General features: G+C 32.1%; 16 protein-coding genes. 7 read left to right on the top strand and 9 right to left on the bottom strand.

From position 1 onward, the window contains the following. Positions 1-48 precede the first annotated feature (48 nt). Together AB3G33_RS02315 and AB3G33_RS02310 are read left to right on the top strand one after the other, a co-directional pair. Complete coding sequence (locus AB3G33_RS02315; RefSeq protein ID WP_367774075.1) at positions 49-975, top strand: type IX secretion system membrane protein PorP/SprF; 927 nt, start codon at positions 49-51, stop codon at positions 973-975. 10 nt (positions 976-985) lie between these two features. Further along, complete coding sequence (locus AB3G33_RS02310) at positions 986-2926, top strand: OmpA family protein (RefSeq protein ID WP_367772319.1); 1941 nt, start codon at positions 986-988, stop codon at positions 2924-2926. Between the two features lie 99 nt (positions 2927-3025). On the opposite strand, the gene AB3G33_RS02305 is transcribed toward AB3G33_RS02310, so the two are convergent. The 4 genes from AB3G33_RS02305 to AB3G33_RS02290 all read right to left on the bottom strand — a co-directional run bounded on the left by AB3G33_RS02305 (position 3026) and on the right by AB3G33_RS02290 (position 8977). Next, on the bottom strand, positions 3026-3610 hold the full coding sequence (locus AB3G33_RS02305) for a hypothetical protein (RefSeq protein ID WP_367772318.1): 585 nt from the start codon (positions 3608-3610) through the stop codon (positions 3026-3028). An 84-nt stretch (positions 3611-3694) separates the two neighbouring features. After that, entirely contained in the window at positions 3695-7126 is a 3432-nt protein-coding gene (locus tag AB3G33_RS02300; protein WP_367772316.1) for a hypothetical protein, read from the bottom strand. An 84-nt stretch (positions 7127-7210) separates the two neighbouring features. Beyond that, positions 7211-8467 carry an aspartate kinase gene (locus AB3G33_RS02295; protein WP_367772314.1) on the bottom strand — a complete coding sequence of 419 codons (1257 nt, stop codon included), beginning with the start codon at positions 8465-8467 and terminating at the stop codon, positions 7211-7213. 30 nt (positions 8468-8497) lie between these two features. Continuing rightward, a complete protein-coding gene (locus AB3G33_RS02290) occupies positions 8498-8977 on the bottom strand; it encodes an N-acetyltransferase family protein (protein WP_367772312.1) in 480 nt (159 codons plus the stop codon). A gap of 168 nt (positions 8978-9145) precedes the next feature. On the opposite strand from AB3G33_RS02290, the gene fbp reads away from it, so the two are divergent. Continuing rightward, positions 9146-10165, top strand: coding sequence for a class 1 fructose-bisphosphatase (fbp, locus tag AB3G33_RS02285; protein WP_367772310.1), 1020 nt, complete (start codon positions 9146-9148; stop codon positions 10163-10165). A gap of 46 nt (positions 10166-10211) precedes the next feature. Here fbp and AB3G33_RS02280 read toward each other — a convergent pair whose 3' ends face one another. After that, on the bottom strand, positions 10212-10649 hold the full coding sequence (locus AB3G33_RS02280) for a TerB family tellurite resistance protein (RefSeq protein WP_367755578.1): 438 nt from the start codon (positions 10647-10649) through the stop codon (positions 10212-10214). A 186-nt stretch (positions 10650-10835) separates the two neighbouring features. Here AB3G33_RS02280 and AB3G33_RS02275 point away from each other — a divergent pair, with 186 nt between their 5' ends. From AB3G33_RS02275 to AB3G33_RS02260, 4 genes are read left to right on the top strand one after another with little or no spacing between them, the layout of a single operon-like run. After that, complete coding sequence (locus tag AB3G33_RS02275) at positions 10836-11429, top strand: HupE/UreJ family protein (protein WP_367772308.1); 594 nt, start codon at positions 10836-10838, stop codon at positions 11427-11429. 4 nt (positions 11430-11433) lie between these two features. Continuing rightward, a complete protein-coding gene (locus tag AB3G33_RS02270) occupies positions 11434-11865 on the top strand; it encodes a cytidine/deoxycytidylate deaminase family protein (protein ID WP_367774073.1) in 432 nt (143 codons plus the stop codon). Further along, a complete protein-coding gene (locus AB3G33_RS02265) occupies positions 11866-13434 on the top strand; it encodes a S41 family peptidase (RefSeq protein ID WP_367772306.1) in 1569 nt (522 codons plus the stop codon). 45 nt (positions 13435-13479) lie between these two features. Further along, positions 13480-14310 (top strand): alpha/beta hydrolase, encoded by an 831-nt coding sequence (locus AB3G33_RS02260; protein WP_367772304.1) that lies wholly within the window; start codon positions 13480-13482, stop codon positions 14308-14310. Between the two features lie 49 nt (positions 14311-14359). Here AB3G33_RS02260 and AB3G33_RS02255 read toward each other — a convergent pair whose 3' ends face one another. The 4 genes from AB3G33_RS02255 to AB3G33_RS02240 all read right to left on the bottom strand — a co-directional run bounded on the left by AB3G33_RS02255 (position 14360) and on the right by AB3G33_RS02240 (position 16692). Beyond that, positions 14360-15031, bottom strand: a complete 672-nt coding sequence (locus tag AB3G33_RS02255) for a lysophospholipid acyltransferase family protein (protein ID WP_367772302.1) — start codon at positions 15029-15031, stop codon at positions 14360-14362. A gap of 137 nt (positions 15032-15168) precedes the next feature. Next, complete coding sequence (locus AB3G33_RS02250) at positions 15169-15774, bottom strand: FAD-dependent oxidoreductase (RefSeq protein ID WP_367772300.1); 606 nt, start codon at positions 15772-15774, stop codon at positions 15169-15171. A 5-nt stretch (positions 15775-15779) separates the two neighbouring features. Beyond that, a complete protein-coding gene (locus tag AB3G33_RS02245) occupies positions 15780-15983 on the bottom strand; it encodes a hypothetical protein (protein ID WP_367755567.1) in 204 nt (67 codons plus the stop codon). Between the two features lie 127 nt (positions 15984-16110). Next, on the bottom strand, positions 16111-16692 hold the full coding sequence (locus AB3G33_RS02240) for a MarC family protein (protein ID WP_367772298.1): 582 nt from the start codon (positions 16690-16692) through the stop codon (positions 16111-16113). Between the last annotated feature and the right edge of the window lie 285 nt (positions 16693-16977).

Raw genomic sequence — 16977 nt, 5'->3', positions numbered from 1 at the left:
ATCTATTCCCTAAGAAATTTAATTTCTCAAGGCTTAAAATAAAAAATGATGAAAATAAAGTTATTATTAGTTTTACTTCTATTATCGGGATCGATTTATGCACAGCAAGATGCACAGTTTACCCAATATATGTACAATACGATTAATATTAATCCGGCGTATGCTGGATCAAGAGAGTCGATGAATGTGTTTATTTTGCATCGAGCCCAATGGGTTGGTCTAGATGGCGCACCGGTTACTAGTACAGCATCTATAAACACACCTATTGAAGGAAGCAATATTGGTTTAGGATTATCAATTATTAGTGATAAAATAGGACCGTCTGATGAAACCAATGTTGCAGCTGATTTCTCCTATAGTATTGAAACTTCAGATCGATATAGGTTGTCGTTTGGTTTAAAGGCAACAGCTAATTTACTGAACATTGATTTTAACAAATTGAACCAGTATGACAGTGGTGATAATATTTTTTCCACTAATGTGGATAATAAATTCTCGCCAAATATAGGAGTTGGTTTGTATTATCATTCTGACGATACATATTTTGGTATTTCTGCGCCTAACTTGTTAGAGACGAAACATTTTGATCGTTATGCAGGGACTGGTTCAAATACACATATAGCTACAGAAAAAATACATTATTATTTAATAGCTGGACATGTTTTTGACTTAACCGGAGATGTGAAATTCAAACCATCGATCCTAACTAAAGTGGTACAAGGGGCTCCTTTACAAGTTGATTTATCAGGAAATTTTTTGATAAACGAAAAATTTGTAGCAGGGATTGCTTATCGATGGAGTGCAGCTATAAGTGCTATGGTTGGTTTTCAAGCTAGTGATTCTTGGTTTATCGGTTATGGTTATGACTTAGAAACTACGAAACTTGCTAATTATAATTCTGGTTCACATGAAATCTTTTTAAGATATGAATTGTTCAATAAGTACGATAGAATAGTATCTCCAAGATTCTTTTAATTAATTTATTATGAAAATTAAATCCTACGTTTACATTGTCCTTTTAAGTCTGCTAAGTCTTAAGGGACATGCTCAAAAAGCCAAAGTAGCTGCAGCTGATAAAAAATATGAGCAGTATGCTTACATTGATGCAATTTCAACTTATGAAAGAGTAGCAGAAAAAGGGTACAAAGACGAAAAAATGTTTCAAAAATTGGGTAATGCTTATTATTTCAATGCAGAATTAGATAAGGCTGCCAAGTGGTACGGTGAACTTTTTTTGCTGAATGAGAATCAAGAGCCAGAATATCTTTATAGGTATTCACAAGTACTTAAGTCAATTGGAGAATATGCTAAAGCAGACAAAATGCTTGATCAGTTTAACAAGAAGTCTGGAAATGACTTAAGAGCTAAATTATACGAAAAGCATAAAGATTATTTAGAAGAAATTAAAGCAAATTCGGGCCGATTTAACGTCGAGGATGCCGGAATCAATTCGGAATTTTCAGATTATGGGACCTCTTTTTCAGGTAACAAATTGGTTTTTGCTTCAGCTCGTGATACTGGTGGGATTTCTAAAAAAGTTTTTAAGTGGACCAATCAATCTTTTACTAATTTGTATAGTTCTGAAGTACAATCAAATGGAAAATTAGAAGAACCAAAACGCTTTGGAAACAGAATTAATTCAAAGTTTCATGAATCTACACCCGTTTTTACAAAAGATGGTTCAACAATGTACTTTACCAGAAATAATTTTCTAGACGGCAAAAAAGGAAAAGACAGTAAAAGAATTACTTTACTAAAAATATATAAAGCAACTTTAGAAGACGGAGAGTGGAAGGATGTCACCGAATTACCATTCAATAGCAATCAATACAGTGTTGCTCATCCTGCTCTAAGTAATGATGATAAAACGTTATATTTTGCTTCAGATATGCCAGGAACTTTTGGACAGTCTGATTTATTTAAAGTAACAATTAATGAAGACGGAACATATTCAACTCCTGAGAATTTAGGCACAAAAATCAATACTGAAGGAAGAGAAACATTTCCTTTCGTCAGTGATGATAACGAGTTGTATTTTGCTACTGATGGCCGTCCAGGACTTGGAGGGTTAGATATTTATGTTGCTAAAATTGAAAAGGACAAAAGTTTTAACGAAGTCCAAAATGTAGGTGCTCCAATTAATGGACCTAAAGATGATTTTGGTTTTTTTATTGATAGCAAAAGCCGTATCGGTTTTTTTACATCTAATAGAGAAGGAGGAAAGGGATATGATGATATCTATAAATTTTCTGAAACAAAGAAGCTGACATGTGAACAAATCTTAAAAGGAACAATCACTGATAAAGAGTCAGGAGATTTCCTTGAAGATGCAAAAATGAGTTTGTTTGATGAGAAATATCAGTTGTTAAAAGGAAATGTAACTAATAAAAGAGGGCAGTATAGTTTCGAAGTTGAATGTGGAAAAACGTATTACGTACGTGCTGAGAAACGTAATTATGAAACGAAGGAAGGTTCGATTTCTATTGAAAAAGTAAATGGAGAAAGTTATTTGTCTCTTGAATTAGAAAAACGAATCAAACCAATAGGAGTGGGCACTGATCTTGCCAAAACTTTAGATATTCCAATTATTTATTTTGACTTAGATAAATCTTTCATAAGAAAAGATGCAGCTTTTGAGTTAGAAAAAATAGTTGCTGTAATGAATGAATTTCCTAAAATTAAAATTGATATACGCTCACATACTGATAGCCGACAAACAGCACAATATAATGAAGCATTATCTGATAGAAGAGCCAAGTCAACTAGAGATTGGTTGATTAAAAATGGTATAGATGCAAGTCGATTAACAGCTAAAGGATATGGAGAATCTCAATTGGTAAATAAATGTGCAGATGGTGTTCAATGTACAGAAGCCGAGCATCAAGCGAATAGACGCAGTGAATTTGTTGTTATTTCGATGGAATAATAAATGAAATATTTTTATTGCCTTTTGGTAATAGAACTAATATAAAAAGAGGCTTTTCCATTTTGAAAAAGCCTCTTTTTTTTAATTAAAAATGGAATATTACTCTTCAATATAAGTCTTGTTCCCGTTTTTGTTTATATAATATTTTCCTCCTCTAGGTCCAGTATAAACTTTTTTACCATTGTACTCACCAGTAATTTTATCAGCTACTTTTGGTGCTTTTTCTGTAGTTTCCTTAATTTTTGGTTTTACTTTTTTAGTCGTTGCTTTTGCACTTTTATTTGCTGAGCTAGTAGCAACACTAAGGTTTTTCTTAGCTACACTAGTTGCTTGTTTTTTAGTCTCTTTCTCAGTTTCGATTTTTGTAGTTGTTTTTACAGCTTCCTTTTTTGCAGCAATTGTAGCTTTTCTCTTTTCATTTGCTGCTTGCTTTTTTGCTTCTTTCTCTGCATCAAGCTTTGCCTTTGCTTCCGCTTCTTTTTTAGCAGCAATAGTCGCCTTTCTTTTTTCGTTAGCAGCTTGCTTTTTGGCCTCTTTTTCTGCTTCCGCTTTAGCCACTGATTTGTCTGCCTTTTCTACCTTTTCTGTTGTAGCTTTAGTGACTTTCTTTTTAGCCACCGCTTCTTGTGCATAAAAACTATTTGACAACACAAATGCTAAACAAAACAACAATAATTTTTTCATAATAGTCTGTTTTTTAAGATTAAAGAATAAAAGTAATAAATTAATTATTACGAAAATAAAATCACAATAATTAAGCCAATTAATTTAAAAGTAGGCTCTCAGTTGAATGTTTCCAGTATGTATTGCTGGACTAGACTCACTCTTTCTTCCTTGGTAATTCAAGTTAATATCAAGGAACTCTGTTATGTTTTTTTGTAAGAGTAATCTCCAGGTAATATTTTGCCCTGTTTGTAGTCCTTCGAGCATTTGAAAACCTACTGAGGAGAATTCATTACCAGTAAATTTATTTTGATAAAAGGAAACTTCTCCATTCATCGTGATTTTTTTATCGTTGGCATAAGAAAAAGATGTTCCAAAACGATTTTGATTTAAAGTTTCTAAATTTCCAATGGTGTTTTCTTTGTTTTGTAATTCATAGAATATATCCCAACTTGTATTTTTGGAAAATAAATAACTGATTTTAGGAGCCAGTTGATATCCGGTAATGGTATAATTTTTTTCAGAAAAGTTTTCGGATAGTATTGAAGTTTTTATTGTTTTTGCAAATGTACTAAACAACCAACTTTTTTGGTATAAATGGGAATATTGGATTTGATGAGAATTGTTCTTGGATTGTTGTGATCCAATTGAAAGTAGATTTTTTGTTTGATTTTGAAGATAGGTATAGGTTACGGAATGCTGTTGTTTTCCTCTATTGTAAAACAAACTATTTCTGAAACTCGAACTCAGACCCAACATATTTTCTTGTGAAGATTTAAAAGGATTAAATTCGAAATTATCTCCTTCATTTTTTGTTTTTCGATCGATGAGATAAGAAGTTTGATTATAAAAATAAGAGAGTATTCGTTTAAAGTTATCCTCATTTTGCCATTGATTTGGATTTAATATCAAGGATTGTGAAAACTTAGTTTGATGTGTTTTTATATAAACTCTATTTGGTAAATAAACCCGAATGTATTTTGCTTGATCAATAAAGGCGGCAATTTCAAACTCTTGTAATTCTTGAATATTGTTATTATTGTAATCATTCCATGTATAGACTCCTTGCCCGGCAGGAACTTCTAAGTAAGTGAATTCTTGTTGAGGAAGTGTGCCAGAATTCGTTTCGTACGAGCTGGTACTTTGAATTAATTGATTAAAAAAGCGGTCATTATACAGTATGCGTGAATTTAAGGAAGGCTCACTTTTTTTGGATTCTTCGTTATAATCCAAAACTCTATAGTTGGCATAAATTGACAAATCACTTTTGTTAGTTTGAATTAATTTAGATTTCAAATAATACGTTTTTGAGCTGTTTACTCTTTGCAATTGATTATTTTGAATACTATCATTCACCCGATTTAGAAAACCGAATTGAACATAGACTGCGGTGCTGTCACCACGTCCTGCAAAAAAACCGTATTCAGAAAATTTTTGGCTTAATGCTGTAAATTGATTTGTTGATTTGTTTTTTTCTTGGTTGTCTTCTAAACGTTGGCTACTTCCAATCCAGTTTTTATCAAAATGGTATCGTACTTGAGATTGACTTCTAATGAATTTTGAAGTATTAATTATAGCATCACTTTTTAAGTAACTACTTTGGTTTTGAAAGTTCCAGTTTTTAAGCTGAAACTGACCCTTTAGAAGATTTCTATTTCCTGAAAAACTATCTGAGAAATCCAGTTTTTCAAATTGATAATTGATAATGCCGTTGCTTTGATTTTTATTATTTGGACTTAAATTAAAATTTAACCCCGTGACCAATAAACTTTGATTTCCTATAGTTGATCCGCCTAGATTCCAGTCTCTGTCAAATTCTATGGTGTAAAGACGCTCGACAGTTTTAAAATTTTTCTGAGTGAATTGATAATTTGCAAATGCATCTATTGTCCATTTTTTTGAAAAAAGACGTTGCTTCGTGTTTATTTTAGCACTTATACCTTGGTTATTCGAGTCATCAATAGTTGAGAATAAATTTAGATCGTTGTTGCTAATTCCAAGTTCAAAATCAACTAAAGTTTTTTCAGAAGGATTATATTTTCCTAAAAATGTTGCTACTTGAATTTTAGTAGGTGCCACTAGTTGAATGATGGGCTCATAATCACCTTGAGGAATAGTATTTATTGGAGGAACATATTCATAAATTCGACTGAGGTTAGATGCGTCTTTTAAGACATAATTTCCTTTATTTATGCCCACTGAACTAAATCGAACATTGAATAATTCATCTTCTGAATTAGTAGAGTATTCAAAAATTTCAATAGTATTTACTATCTTTTTTGCATAGAGAACTTTATTATTCGAATAGCTATCCATATATGCCGAAGGAGCTACCATTAAACTAGTATTGTCACCTGCATTTACTAATATTTGCGCTTGTTCTGTAGATAAATTTTGTTGTAGAGGTTGGTTTTTTATATCATTCTCAGAATAGATATAACTGCCAAAACTCCAGTTTTTATTTTCATGAGTTGCTCCAGCATAAGTTACAAAGCGAGTGTAATTCCTGTCAGAATATTGATATTCGATTGCAATTCGCATCTCGGAAGTTATTGTAAAAAGAGGGGTGAAGATTATTTCTCCGGCATTGTAATCAATGGTGTAATCGTTATTTTCTCCTCTTTTCAGCAAAGTTCCATTGACATAAACTCTTTCCGAACCAGATACAACCAGCACATACAGCTCACCGTTTTGACCCTTCAATTTGTACGGACCTTGGTTTCCTTCAATACCAATAAAATTACTTTTGGCATATTGCCCTTTAACAAGCGCTACTGATGTGAAAATATTAGTTTTGTTTTCGTCACTTCCAAATTCAAAATTTGTCGAAAGTCCCTGTACTTTTTTATTGAAATTAAGGAATTGAGATTTATGATTTTCTAGAAATACATCACCAGCTCTTATATTCCATTTATCACTATATAGTTCCATGAAAACATTGTCAAACTGATCTAATTTTTGAGAATAACCCCCATCTTGTAAAGGGATGTTGCTGTCTTGAAGTGAAGCTCTTAAATTTACTTTTTCGGATATTTTTCCTGTAATTTGTAAATCTAAATTTGAATTTAAAACAGTATTCTGATTGTTTCCTATAGTAACGCCACGCGTAATACTTCCGGATGTACTTAATCCATCAAACGGCACGTTTTCTTGAATAGGAGTTGGATCAATTCTATACTGTTTTTCCGAATCAATATCAGTACTTACCAATCTGCTGGAATCGTAAATCTGGTATACTTTGGTTAGAAATTCTGGGTATTTTAAATAATATACAGTGACAGAATCTGACTTATTGTAGATTTCCTCATTTAAAATTAGTGTTCCTTTTTTGAAATCTACTTTGTAAGATGTAGAATCAATGAGTTGATTATTTGCATTCAGTAGTTTTAGAAAACTGGAGTTTAGACTTTCGTTTTCTATATGGATGGTATCCTTAGATGTCGCAATTTTTTTGCTTTGATATAATGATTTGTTTTCCTGGGCATAAATCCCAGAAAAACAAATAATCATTAGTATTAGCAGTGCTTTTTTTAACATAAAGAGAATAACGTCTATATGTCAAAAGTAGTGTATTCTATATAATTTTCGTCTTGTAAAAAGACAGCGCAAAAGAAATGATATTTAATTTTCGCTAGTTACAATTTGCATCGTCTCCGTACTGACTTGCTTCAAAATTACTTTTTTTCCTTGTTCTACTGTTTGTGCAGCAGCATCGTTAAAATGTCTAATGGTATATAAAGTAACGTTTTGGCTAAAGTCAACTTTAAATTTCTTAGACAATATAGCATTCATTTCTGTAAAATTATCAAACTTATCTTCAACGCATACAGAGAAACTTATAGCCGAATTCTGGATTAAGTTCACTTTAAGTTTAAACTGATGGAATAAAGCAAAAATCTCACTGATATTTTCTTCCATGATAAAAGAGAAATCAATTGAAGAAAGAGAAATTAACAATTGGTTTCTTTTTACAATAAAACAAGGCAGGTAAGGTTCTAATGCAACTCCTTTTGAAACACTTGTTCCTTTTAGTAAAGGATTGATAAATGATTTTACATATAATGGAATTTCCTTTTTTTGTAAAGGTTGTAATGTTTTTGGGTGAATAACGGTTGCTCCATAAAAGGCTAACTCAATTGCTTCACGATACGATATCTGGTTTAATAAACTGGCATTTTCAAAATACCTAGGATCCGCATTCATTACACCAGGAACATCTTTCCAGATGGTAACACTTTCGGCATTTAGGCAATAAGCAAAAATGGCAGCAGTATAATCAGACCCTTCACGACCTAATGTTGTTGTGAAGTTGTTGTCATCTGATCCCAAAAATCCTTGAGTAATGTTTAAAATTTTTCTTTTTACATTTTTCGAAATATTTTTTTGTGTCAATTCCCAATCTACCTCGGCATCTCTGTAATTCGAATCTGTTTTTATAAAATTTCGAACATCTATCCACTGCGTTTTTATACCCATGAAATTCATGAAATGACTCAAAATGGTAGTAGAAATCAATTCACCATAACTTACAATTTGGTCATAAACAAAGTTGTAATTAGGTGATTTATTATGAGATAAGAAAAATTCTAAATCAGCAAATTGTAATTTTACAGCTTCAAACACATTATTTTTATCATCCTCAAATAAATCCAATAAGATTTGATTATGATATTTTTTTACTTCTTGAACAGAAGATTGTAATTCAGCCGATTTATCAAAATAGTTTTTGATAACCATTTCAAGGGCATTAGTAGTTTTTCCCATTGCAGATACTACTAATAAAACATCCTCGTAACCTACTTTTTGTAAAACGTCATAAACATTTTTAATTCCCTCAGCATCTTTTACAGAAGCTCCACCAAATTTGAATACTCTCATAATAATTTTTAAAAAATGTAATCTTATACTTTATTTTAACTTCTTTTCTAGAAAGTCATTAATTCCTTCTTCATCCATTTGGACATTATCCCAATCTCTTAATACTTTAGCGCCTGATTTTTCATAAAAATCTATTGCTGGTGTATTCCAGTCAAGAACATTCCATTCAATTCTACGAACGTTATCTTTTTTTCCTTGTTTTATAATTTCAGAATATAATGCGTAGCCTAATCCTGTTCCGCGCATTTTATCCTTTACCACTAAATCTTCTAGATGAAGTGTTTTTCCTTTCCATGTAGAATAGCGATAATAGTAAAGAGCAATACCTACTATTTCCGAATCTACTTCGGCTACAAAAACATGAAATAAGGGATTAGCACCAAAACCATCTCTTACTAAATCTTCAGCAGTTATTAAAACCGCATCTGGTTCTTTTTCAAAAATAGCTAATTCTTGAATAAGGTCAAGTACCGCAACCATATCTTCTGATTTTCCTCTTCTAATTTTCATGAATTCTTATTTTTTAGGTTATTTGCTAAAAATAAAGCTTTTTAAACACTTGTTTTTTCTTTTTTTTACACAAATATACAATAGACGCAAACTAACTAAATTTTATTCAATTCATTTTCACAAAAAAAACGATATTTGTGACTTCAAAAAAACTACAACGATTTCGTAATGAAAGAACGCAACACAACACTAGGAGAATTCATCATTGAAAACCAAAATGCCTTTCAATATTCGTCAGGTGAATTATCAAGGATTATCAATTCCATTCGTTTGGCAGCCAAGGTTGTCAATTACAAAGTTAATAAAGCAGGTCTGGTTGATATTATTGGGGCAGCTGGAGAACAAAATATTCAAGGAGAAGATCAGCAAAAATTAGATGTATATGCCAATGAAGTTTTTATTCAAACTTTAATCAATAGGGAAATTGTTTGTGGTATTGCTTCTGAAGAAAATGATGAATTTATAACAGTTGAAGGAAGTGATCATAGTCATAACAATAAATACGTTGTGCTCATGGATCCATTAGATGGCTCTTCTAATATAGATGTAAATGTTTCTGTTGGAACTATTTTTTCGGTTTATAGAAGAATAACTCCTATAGGAACACCTGTTACTTTAGAAGATTTTTTGCAACCTGGTACAAATCAAGTTGCTGCTGGATATGTTATTTATGGAACATCAACGATGATTGTTTATACTACAGGTCATGGAGTAAATGGTTTTACCTTAAATCCCGCTATTGGGACGTTTTACTTATCACATCCTGATATGAAGTTTTCTGAAGATGGAAATATCTATTCCATAAATGAGGGGAATTATATCCATTTTCCACAAGGAGTAAAAAATTATCTTAAGTATTGTCAATCCGAAGAAGGAGACAGGCCTTATACTTCTCGCTATATAGGAAGTTTGGTTTCGGATATTCATAGGAATATGATCAAAGGAGGTATTTATATTTACCCTACAAGTTCTAAAGCTCCAAAAGGAAAATTAAGATTACTCTATGAGTGTAATCCAATGGCTTTTATTGTTGAACAAGCTGGAGGAAAAGCGTCTGATGGTTTTGGAAGAATAATGGAAATTGAACCAACAGAATTGCATGAAAGAGTACCTTTCTTTTGTGGGAGTTACAATATGGTTGAAAAAGCAGAGGAGTTTATGCTTGAAGCCAAATTGAGTAAGTATTAAAAATATAAAAAAAGCTTCCGAAATTTCGGAAGCTTTTTTTATATAATTAGTTCATTTTTTCCGCTTTCTCTATTTCTAGTATGAAAGTATCTAAATCTGCTTTTTCATCTGCTAATGAAAGTGCTGTTGCAACAACAGCTTTTACGTTTTCGGGTGTGAATCCAATACCTAAACTAAGTTTTTCTAGCATCACTTCTTGGTTGTCACCTAAATGGTGATCAACATTTACGATTCGAGCCAAATCAAATAAACGCTCAATTCTTTGAGAGTTTAAGTAAGGAGGGTTGATTGGGTATTTTGTTGGGTTCTCTAAAATTTCTTCGTATTCTGCTGCAGATATTTCAAGTCTTATGGCTAATTTGTCTAGAAACTCTTTTTCTTCTGGAGCAAAAACACCATCAGCTAATGCTAATCTTACTATAGAAGCAAAGTGACCTTTGTTTCTTTGTTTGAATTCGTTATCAAATAAATCTGAAAATGACATAGTTAATTTTTTATTTATATTCGACAAAGATAATTCAATTTTTAAATTATTAATTTTCTTTTTAATTTTTCTTTAACAACCTTAGTTTTAATTATAATATTATTCTTGGAATTGGGATTTCGAATCCAACATTTTCAAAATAAATCGTAAGTTTACAACCCCTTTATCAATTTAATAAAAAAACCTATGTCAGAATTTTGGATTTATTTTCAAATAGGATTAAAACATGTTTTAGATATACATTCTTATGATCATGTTTTGTTTTTAATCGCTTTGGCGGTTCCATTCTCTTTTAGAGATTGGAAAAGAATTATACTCTTAGTTTCCCTTTTTACAATTGGGCATACTATGGCCTTGATTCTTTCTGTATTTGGAATTATTGCTATTAAAGTTAATGTTGTAGAATTATTAATTCCTATAACCATATTAGTAACGGCGCTATTTAACCTTTTTACAGCTGGTAAGTCGAACAAGAAAGAAAGCATTAATTTGGTATTTTTTATTGTACTGTTCTTTGGGATTGTTCATGGTTTGGGATTTTCAAATTATTTTAAATCCATTCTTGGCGGAACGGCAACCTCTAAATTACTGCCATTAGGAGAATTTGCCTTAGGTATTGAGGCGGCACAAATTGTAGTTGTTTTTATTGTTTTAGTTTTGTCATATATTGTTCAAACCATTTTTAGGTTTTCTAAAAGAGATTGGACTTTGGTTATGTCAGCATTTATAATAGGGGTAGTATTGCCTATGATTATTGAAAATGAAATTTGGTTCAGATAATAAAATGGAAGATAAAAAGTTAAATAAGTACGATAAAGCCTACCTCAGAATTGCAACAGAGTGGGGGCTTTTGTCCTACTGTAAGCGCAAACAAGTAGGTGCTATTATTGTTCGCGACCGAATGATAATTTCTGATGGATATAATGGAACTCCTTCTGGTTTTGAAAATTGTTGTGAAGACGAAGAAGGATTAACACGTTGGGATGTTTTACATGCAGAAGCTAATGCCATATTAAAGGTGGCAAGATCTACTCAATCCTGCGAAGGAGCAACTTTGTATATTACACTTTCACCCTGTAAAGAATGTAGTAAATTGATACATCAATCGGGTATAAAGAGAGTAGTGTATCACAAAGGATATCGAGATGATTCTGGAATTCAGTTTTTAAAGAAAGCGGGTGTGGTGGTCGAACATATTCCATTATTAGAAGAATAAATGAACATCAATAAAATATATTTGCCTATAATTATTTGTGCAACGCTGTCGTTGGGGATCGTTCTTGGTAAGTATTTTAATAATTCCAATGATGATTTTCTAGTAGCAAAAAGTAGTTCTAAAAACAAACTCAATAAATTAATTGATTTCATTGATAATGAGTACGTTGATGATGTAAATACGGATTCAATTGTGAATATTACAGTTGATAATATTTTAGGACAACTAGATCCACATTCTGTATATGTTCCGCCAAGTGAGCAAGCGCAAGTTGCAGAAAACATGAAAGGTAATTTTGTGGGAATTGGCGTTAATTTTTACATGTATAATGATTCAGTAGCGATAATAAAACCAGTTGAAAATGGCCCTTCGGCAAAAGCGGGAATCAAAGCGGGTGACCGAATTTTATATGCCGATAAGACAAAATTATTTGGTCGTAAATTACCTAGTGATAGTTTATATTCCTATTTAAAAGGAGAGAAAGGCTCGGAAGTATCACTCACTATTTATAGAAAATCGGAGCATAAAAAATTAAAATTAAATATTATCCGAGATGTCATTCCTTTAAAAAGTGTGGATGTTTCATTATTACTAAATGCCAAAACAGGATATATAAAAATAAACCGATTTGCAGAAACCACTTATGAGGAATTTAAAGTTGGTTTGTTGAAATTGAAAAAAGAAGGTGCTCAAACATTGGTTATTGATCTTAGGGATAATGGTGGTGGATACATGGAAGAAGCCATTGAAATTGCTGATGAATTATTGAAAGATAAAGAGTTAATTGTTTTCACCAAAAATAAAAAAGGGAAGGTTGATAAAACCTATGCAACAAAAAAAGGAGACTTTGAAACTGGAAATGTTTTTGTTTTAATTAATGAGAATAGTGCTTCAGCAAGTGAGATTTTAGCGGGTGCTATACAAGATAATGACCGAGGAACTATTGTGGGACGTCGTTCTTTTGGGAAAGGATTAGTACAGCGTGAAATGGATTTTGACGATGGTTCGGCAGTTAGATTAACTGTTGCTAGATATTATACCCCCACTGGTCGCTCTATACAAAAACCGTACACAAAAGGGAATGAATCCTATTTTAAGGAGTCGGAATCTCGATTTGCTAATGGGGAATTGTACGAGAAAGACAGTATTAAAGTAGTGGATAGTCTAAAATTCAAAACGCCAAAAGGGAAACTAGTTTACGGTGGCGGAGGGATTGTTCCTGATGTTTTTGTTCCTATTGCTTTAGAACACGGAAATGAGAACACTGTTTATCTCATGCAATCTGGAATTGTTGGAAATTTTGTTTTCGAACAATTAGACAAAAACCGTACTGTTTTTAAAGGATTGTCTTTAGAGCAATTTGTTGCAAAAATGAACGAAACCGATTTGTATTTTAATGCTTTCCAAAAGTTTCTTTCCAAAAATGGATTGGATATAAAATTTGTCAAAAACAAGGCGATTGTGAAGCGATACCTTACAGCCGAACTAGCTAGACAGTTTTATGGAGAGAGCAGTTATTATGAGGTGATTTTAAAAGAAGACGCAATGATAAAAGCAGTCTTAAAATAAATACATCTCAATTTGTGATAGGTTAAGATTTTAATTTTAAAAATAATGATGAAGAAACTCTTTTTTTTACTGGTACTATTATCGACTTTTTCGGGAATTGCACAACAACAATATTCGTTAGAAAAAGACATTCATTATTATTCAGATTCACTAAGTAAAAGTGATAAATATATAGACTCTCAATGTACTTTGGATATTTATTATCCTAAAAAAACGAGCAATTTCGCTACAGTGGTTTGGTTTCATGGAGGAGGACTTACTGGAGGACATAAAGAAATACCAACTGCATTATTAGAAAAAGGTTTCGCAGTAATAGGAGTAGGCTATAGGTTTTCACCCAAAGTGAAAGCACCAGTGTATATTGAGGATGCTGCTGCGGCGATAGCGTGGGCTTTTCAACATATTAGTAATTATGGAGGGAATCCGAATTTAATTTTTTTATCGGGGCATTCGGCTGGCGGTTATCTTATTATGATGGTAGGTCTTGATAAAAAGTATTTAAGTAAGTATGGCATTGACGCCAATAAAATAGCAGGAAACATTCCTTTTAGTGGGCATACAATTACTCATTTTACCATTCGTAAAGAAAAAGGGATGAATGATATTCAGCCTTTAATAGATGAATATGCACCTCTTTATTTTGTTCGTCCTGATGCGCCACCCTTAGTACTTATTACGGGTGATCCTGAATTGGAAATGCTGGGGCGTTATGAAGAAAATGCCTATATGTGGCGTATGATGAAACTTGCAGGTCACAAACGTACTACGTTATACAAGCTCGAAGGATTTGATCATGTCTCCATGCCTGAGCCTGCTTTTCCTTTATTGATAAAAGAAGTTAATGCTATTACAAAGGAAATTTTGGAGAAGAAATAAGATTCATTCCGTATCGGTTTCTTAGTAAATTGATTCTTTTTAAGGTCTTTTATTTTTCACTATCCCAATCTTTTCTAAAGCGAATAAGTTCTTTGTCAATCATTACTTTAGATGTATTTAATAAAAATTCAGCATCATTGGAATAGATTGGTGGGAAATAAGTAATCTTTATTTCGGTAATTGGTTTTCCAAAACATTTTAAAAAATGAGGGATAAAAGTGTCGTCATTTACAAAGGCATCTGATTTTACTTTATAGTCTATTGCAACAGGAATTATTGCTGCTTTTATTTGAGTTGCAGTTTTAAACGAACCATAATTAAAAGGTAATGTGGTGGGTAAAATATCAGTTGTTCCTTCAGGGAAATTAATTATTGAAGATCCTTCATTTAGTGTTTTCTTGATCATGTCACACGTTTTCTGTCTGCTGTCTTGGCACTCTCGTTCAACAAAAATCACTCCTGATATTTTACAGAGATAGCCAATAAGTGGCCATGACGCTACTTCTTTTTTGCCTACAGGATAAGCATGAATATGACTTACAATTACTATTGGATCAAAATAAGAACGGTGATTGGCTACAATTAACCCTTGAGTTTTCGGTAATTCACCATAAACAATAGTGCGGATTCCTAAAATTTGATTTGTTGTTTTTATTATAAAATCACGTAGGATTAGGGCATTGCGATTTGTAGTTTTTTCACTCCAAAAAAAACTTGCCAAATAAAAGGTTAATGAAAAAAAGGAAATATATAGGATAAAAACGATAAGTCTGAGTAGGCCAAGTAGAAATGAAAACATAGTGTTGATTTATAAAAAAGGTAAATCTACTATTAATTTTCTAATATGCTAATTTCTATTTATCTAATGCTGTCGTGCGCATGGGTTTGGATGCCGTTATTCCATAAAGTAAGAATATCTGTAGCTACCGCAGCGCCACTTCCTGCAGCAATAGCCAGCTGGCTTCTCCATCCTGCCAAAGTTCCGATAACATAAATTCCATCAGCGACTTTATGATCTGAATTTTGTAGCTGGATTCGTTGTTTTTCGGGTAGTGCTTTTCGGTGTGGTTCTACATATTGCATTAATCCTTCAATAGCAAACGTATTTGCGGATCCTATACCAATAACAACAATTTTACTTGTATAGGTGTTTTTATTTGTAGTAATAGTAAACTCTGGATAAACCCCTTCAACTTTAAGGACTTTTTCGTTTGGTATTTGCTTTATATGAGGATAAGCCTCTGATAAATGTTGTGTACTTTCTTGTAGTAGAGTAGTCCCTAATGTTCCTGGAGCAATTCCATAGGCATTATTAAAAAGGGCGTCCTGAAGCGAAGATGCTTTTTGATGAGTGATAACTCCAATTTGCTTGTCAGTGACAAAGGATTTGTTTTTTGCAGAACCTAAGACAAGTGCACAAGATATCCCTGAAACTCCACCACCAATAATTAATACATCGAACATAGGTGTTATAACTTATCATTCATTTTTTCTTCTATCTTTTTAGACATTCTAAAAATTAAAAGAATTAATACAGCACAAAACGAAGCGGCAATTCCTATGAAAGCAACTACGCTATCTCCTTGAAACGGGTGTTTGAAGTCTAACAAAGTAATATTGAAAACAATAAGTGCCAATGCTAGAAACACTAATATGTTAGTAAAGATTTTCATAATGTTTTTTTTTTTGTTCCGAAAATATAAAAAATATTGAGAGTGTTCTTTTTAAAAAATGTTTTTCTCTTAAAAATCAGATTATATTTACAGAGTACATTAGGGGGTAAATTTATAAAAAAAAATATTAGACAAACAAACCTTTAACATTAGCGCCGAATAATTTAACAGCAATTGCCAGCAAAACAACTCCAAAAACTTTTCTGATGACACCTAAGCCAGATTTTCCAAGCATTTGCTCGATTTTTGAAGATGATTTTAAAACTAGGTAAACGACGATCATATTGAGTAAAATGGCAATAATGATGTTGATTGTATGGTATTGAGATTTTAAGGATAACAAAGTGGTCATGGTTCCAGCGCCAGCAATTAATGGGAAGGCAATGGGAACGATTGAAGCAGTTGTAGATTCCTCTTCGTCCTTATATAAACGAATACCTAAAATCATTTCTAAAGCTAGAAAAAATAATACAAAAGAACCAGCCACTGCAAATGAATTGACATCAATTCCAATTATGTTTAGCAATTCTTCTCCAGCAAAAAGAAATAGAATCATAATGATCATGGCTACAATAGTGGCTTTCTCAGACTGGATATGCCCTACTTTAGTACGTAAATCAACAATAATAGGAATGCTTCCTAAAATATCAATTACGGCAAACAATACCATTCCAACGGTAGCAATTTCTTTCCAACTTAACTCAAACATTTTTTTAATTTTTTATGGGCACAAAAGTACAATTATTTTTGATTTTTAAATGCTTTACGGAGATAGCTATTTCTCTCTCTTTTTTTGATGTAAATTGATTAAAAATGAACTATTTGTGTTAAAAAAAGAAATTGTTCCTAAATAAAAAACAGAGTTGCTGTACGGGTTTATTTATGGTCTTTAATAATAGTGGTTTAAACCGCAGTGGTTTTATTGCTTATGACGCTTTCCTTTGCAACTTGATTACTTTAATGCTACCTTTGCATTCTCAATAGTTATAAAAAA

The sequence above is a fragment of the Flavobacterium sp. WC2421 genome, from assembly GCF_040822115.1.
In the GTDB taxonomy this organism is placed as follows: domain Bacteria; phylum Bacteroidota; class Bacteroidia; order Flavobacteriales; family Flavobacteriaceae; genus Flavobacterium.
Note: the sequence above shows the minus strand (reverse complement) of the source record. Positions and strands in the feature narration are given on the sequence as shown.

Coding starts and splice junctions, on each gene's coding strand:
- AB3G33_RS02315 (WP_367774075.1), top strand. CDS start 49: ATGAAAATAAAGTTATTATTAGTTTTACTTCTATTATCGGGATCGATT.
- AB3G33_RS02310 (WP_367772319.1), top strand. CDS start 986: ATGAAAATTAAATCCTACGTTTACATTGTCCTTTTAAGTCTGCTAAGT.
- AB3G33_RS02305 (WP_367772318.1), bottom strand. CDS start 3,610: ATGAAAAAATTATTGTTGTTTTGTTTAGCATTTGTGTTGTCAAATAGT.
- AB3G33_RS02300 (WP_367772316.1), bottom strand. CDS start 7,126: ATGTTAAAAAAAGCACTGCTAATACTAATGATTATTTGTTTTTCTGGG.
- AB3G33_RS02295 (WP_367772314.1), bottom strand. CDS start 8,467: ATGAGAGTATTCAAATTTGGTGGAGCTTCTGTAAAAGATGCTGAGGGA.
- AB3G33_RS02290 (WP_367772312.1), bottom strand. CDS start 8,977: ATGAAAATTAGAAGAGGAAAATCAGAAGATATGGTTGCGGTACTTGAC.
- fbp (WP_367772310.1), top strand. CDS start 9,146: ATGAAAGAACGCAACACAACACTAGGAGAATTCATCATTGAAAACCAA.
- AB3G33_RS02280 (WP_367755578.1), bottom strand. CDS start 10,649: ATGTCATTTTCAGATTTATTTGATAACGAATTCAAACAAAGAAACAAA.
- AB3G33_RS02275 (WP_367772308.1), top strand. CDS start 10,836: ATGTCAGAATTTTGGATTTATTTTCAAATAGGATTAAAACATGTTTTA.
- AB3G33_RS02270 (WP_367774073.1), top strand. CDS start 11,434: ATGGAAGATAAAAAGTTAAATAAGTACGATAAAGCCTACCTCAGAATT.
- AB3G33_RS02265 (WP_367772306.1), top strand. CDS start 11,866: ATGAACATCAATAAAATATATTTGCCTATAATTATTTGTGCAACGCTG.
- AB3G33_RS02260 (WP_367772304.1), top strand. CDS start 13,480: ATGATGAAGAAACTCTTTTTTTTACTGGTACTATTATCGACTTTTTCG.
- AB3G33_RS02250 (WP_367772300.1), bottom strand. CDS start 15,774: ATGTTCGATGTATTAATTATTGGTGGTGGAGTTTCAGGGATATCTTGT.
- AB3G33_RS02245 (WP_367755567.1), bottom strand. CDS start 15,983: ATGAAAATCTTTACTAACATATTAGTGTTTCTAGCATTGGCACTTATT.
- AB3G33_RS02240 (WP_367772298.1), bottom strand. CDS start 16,692: ATGTTTGAGTTAAGTTGGAAAGAAATTGCTACCGTTGGAATGGTATTG.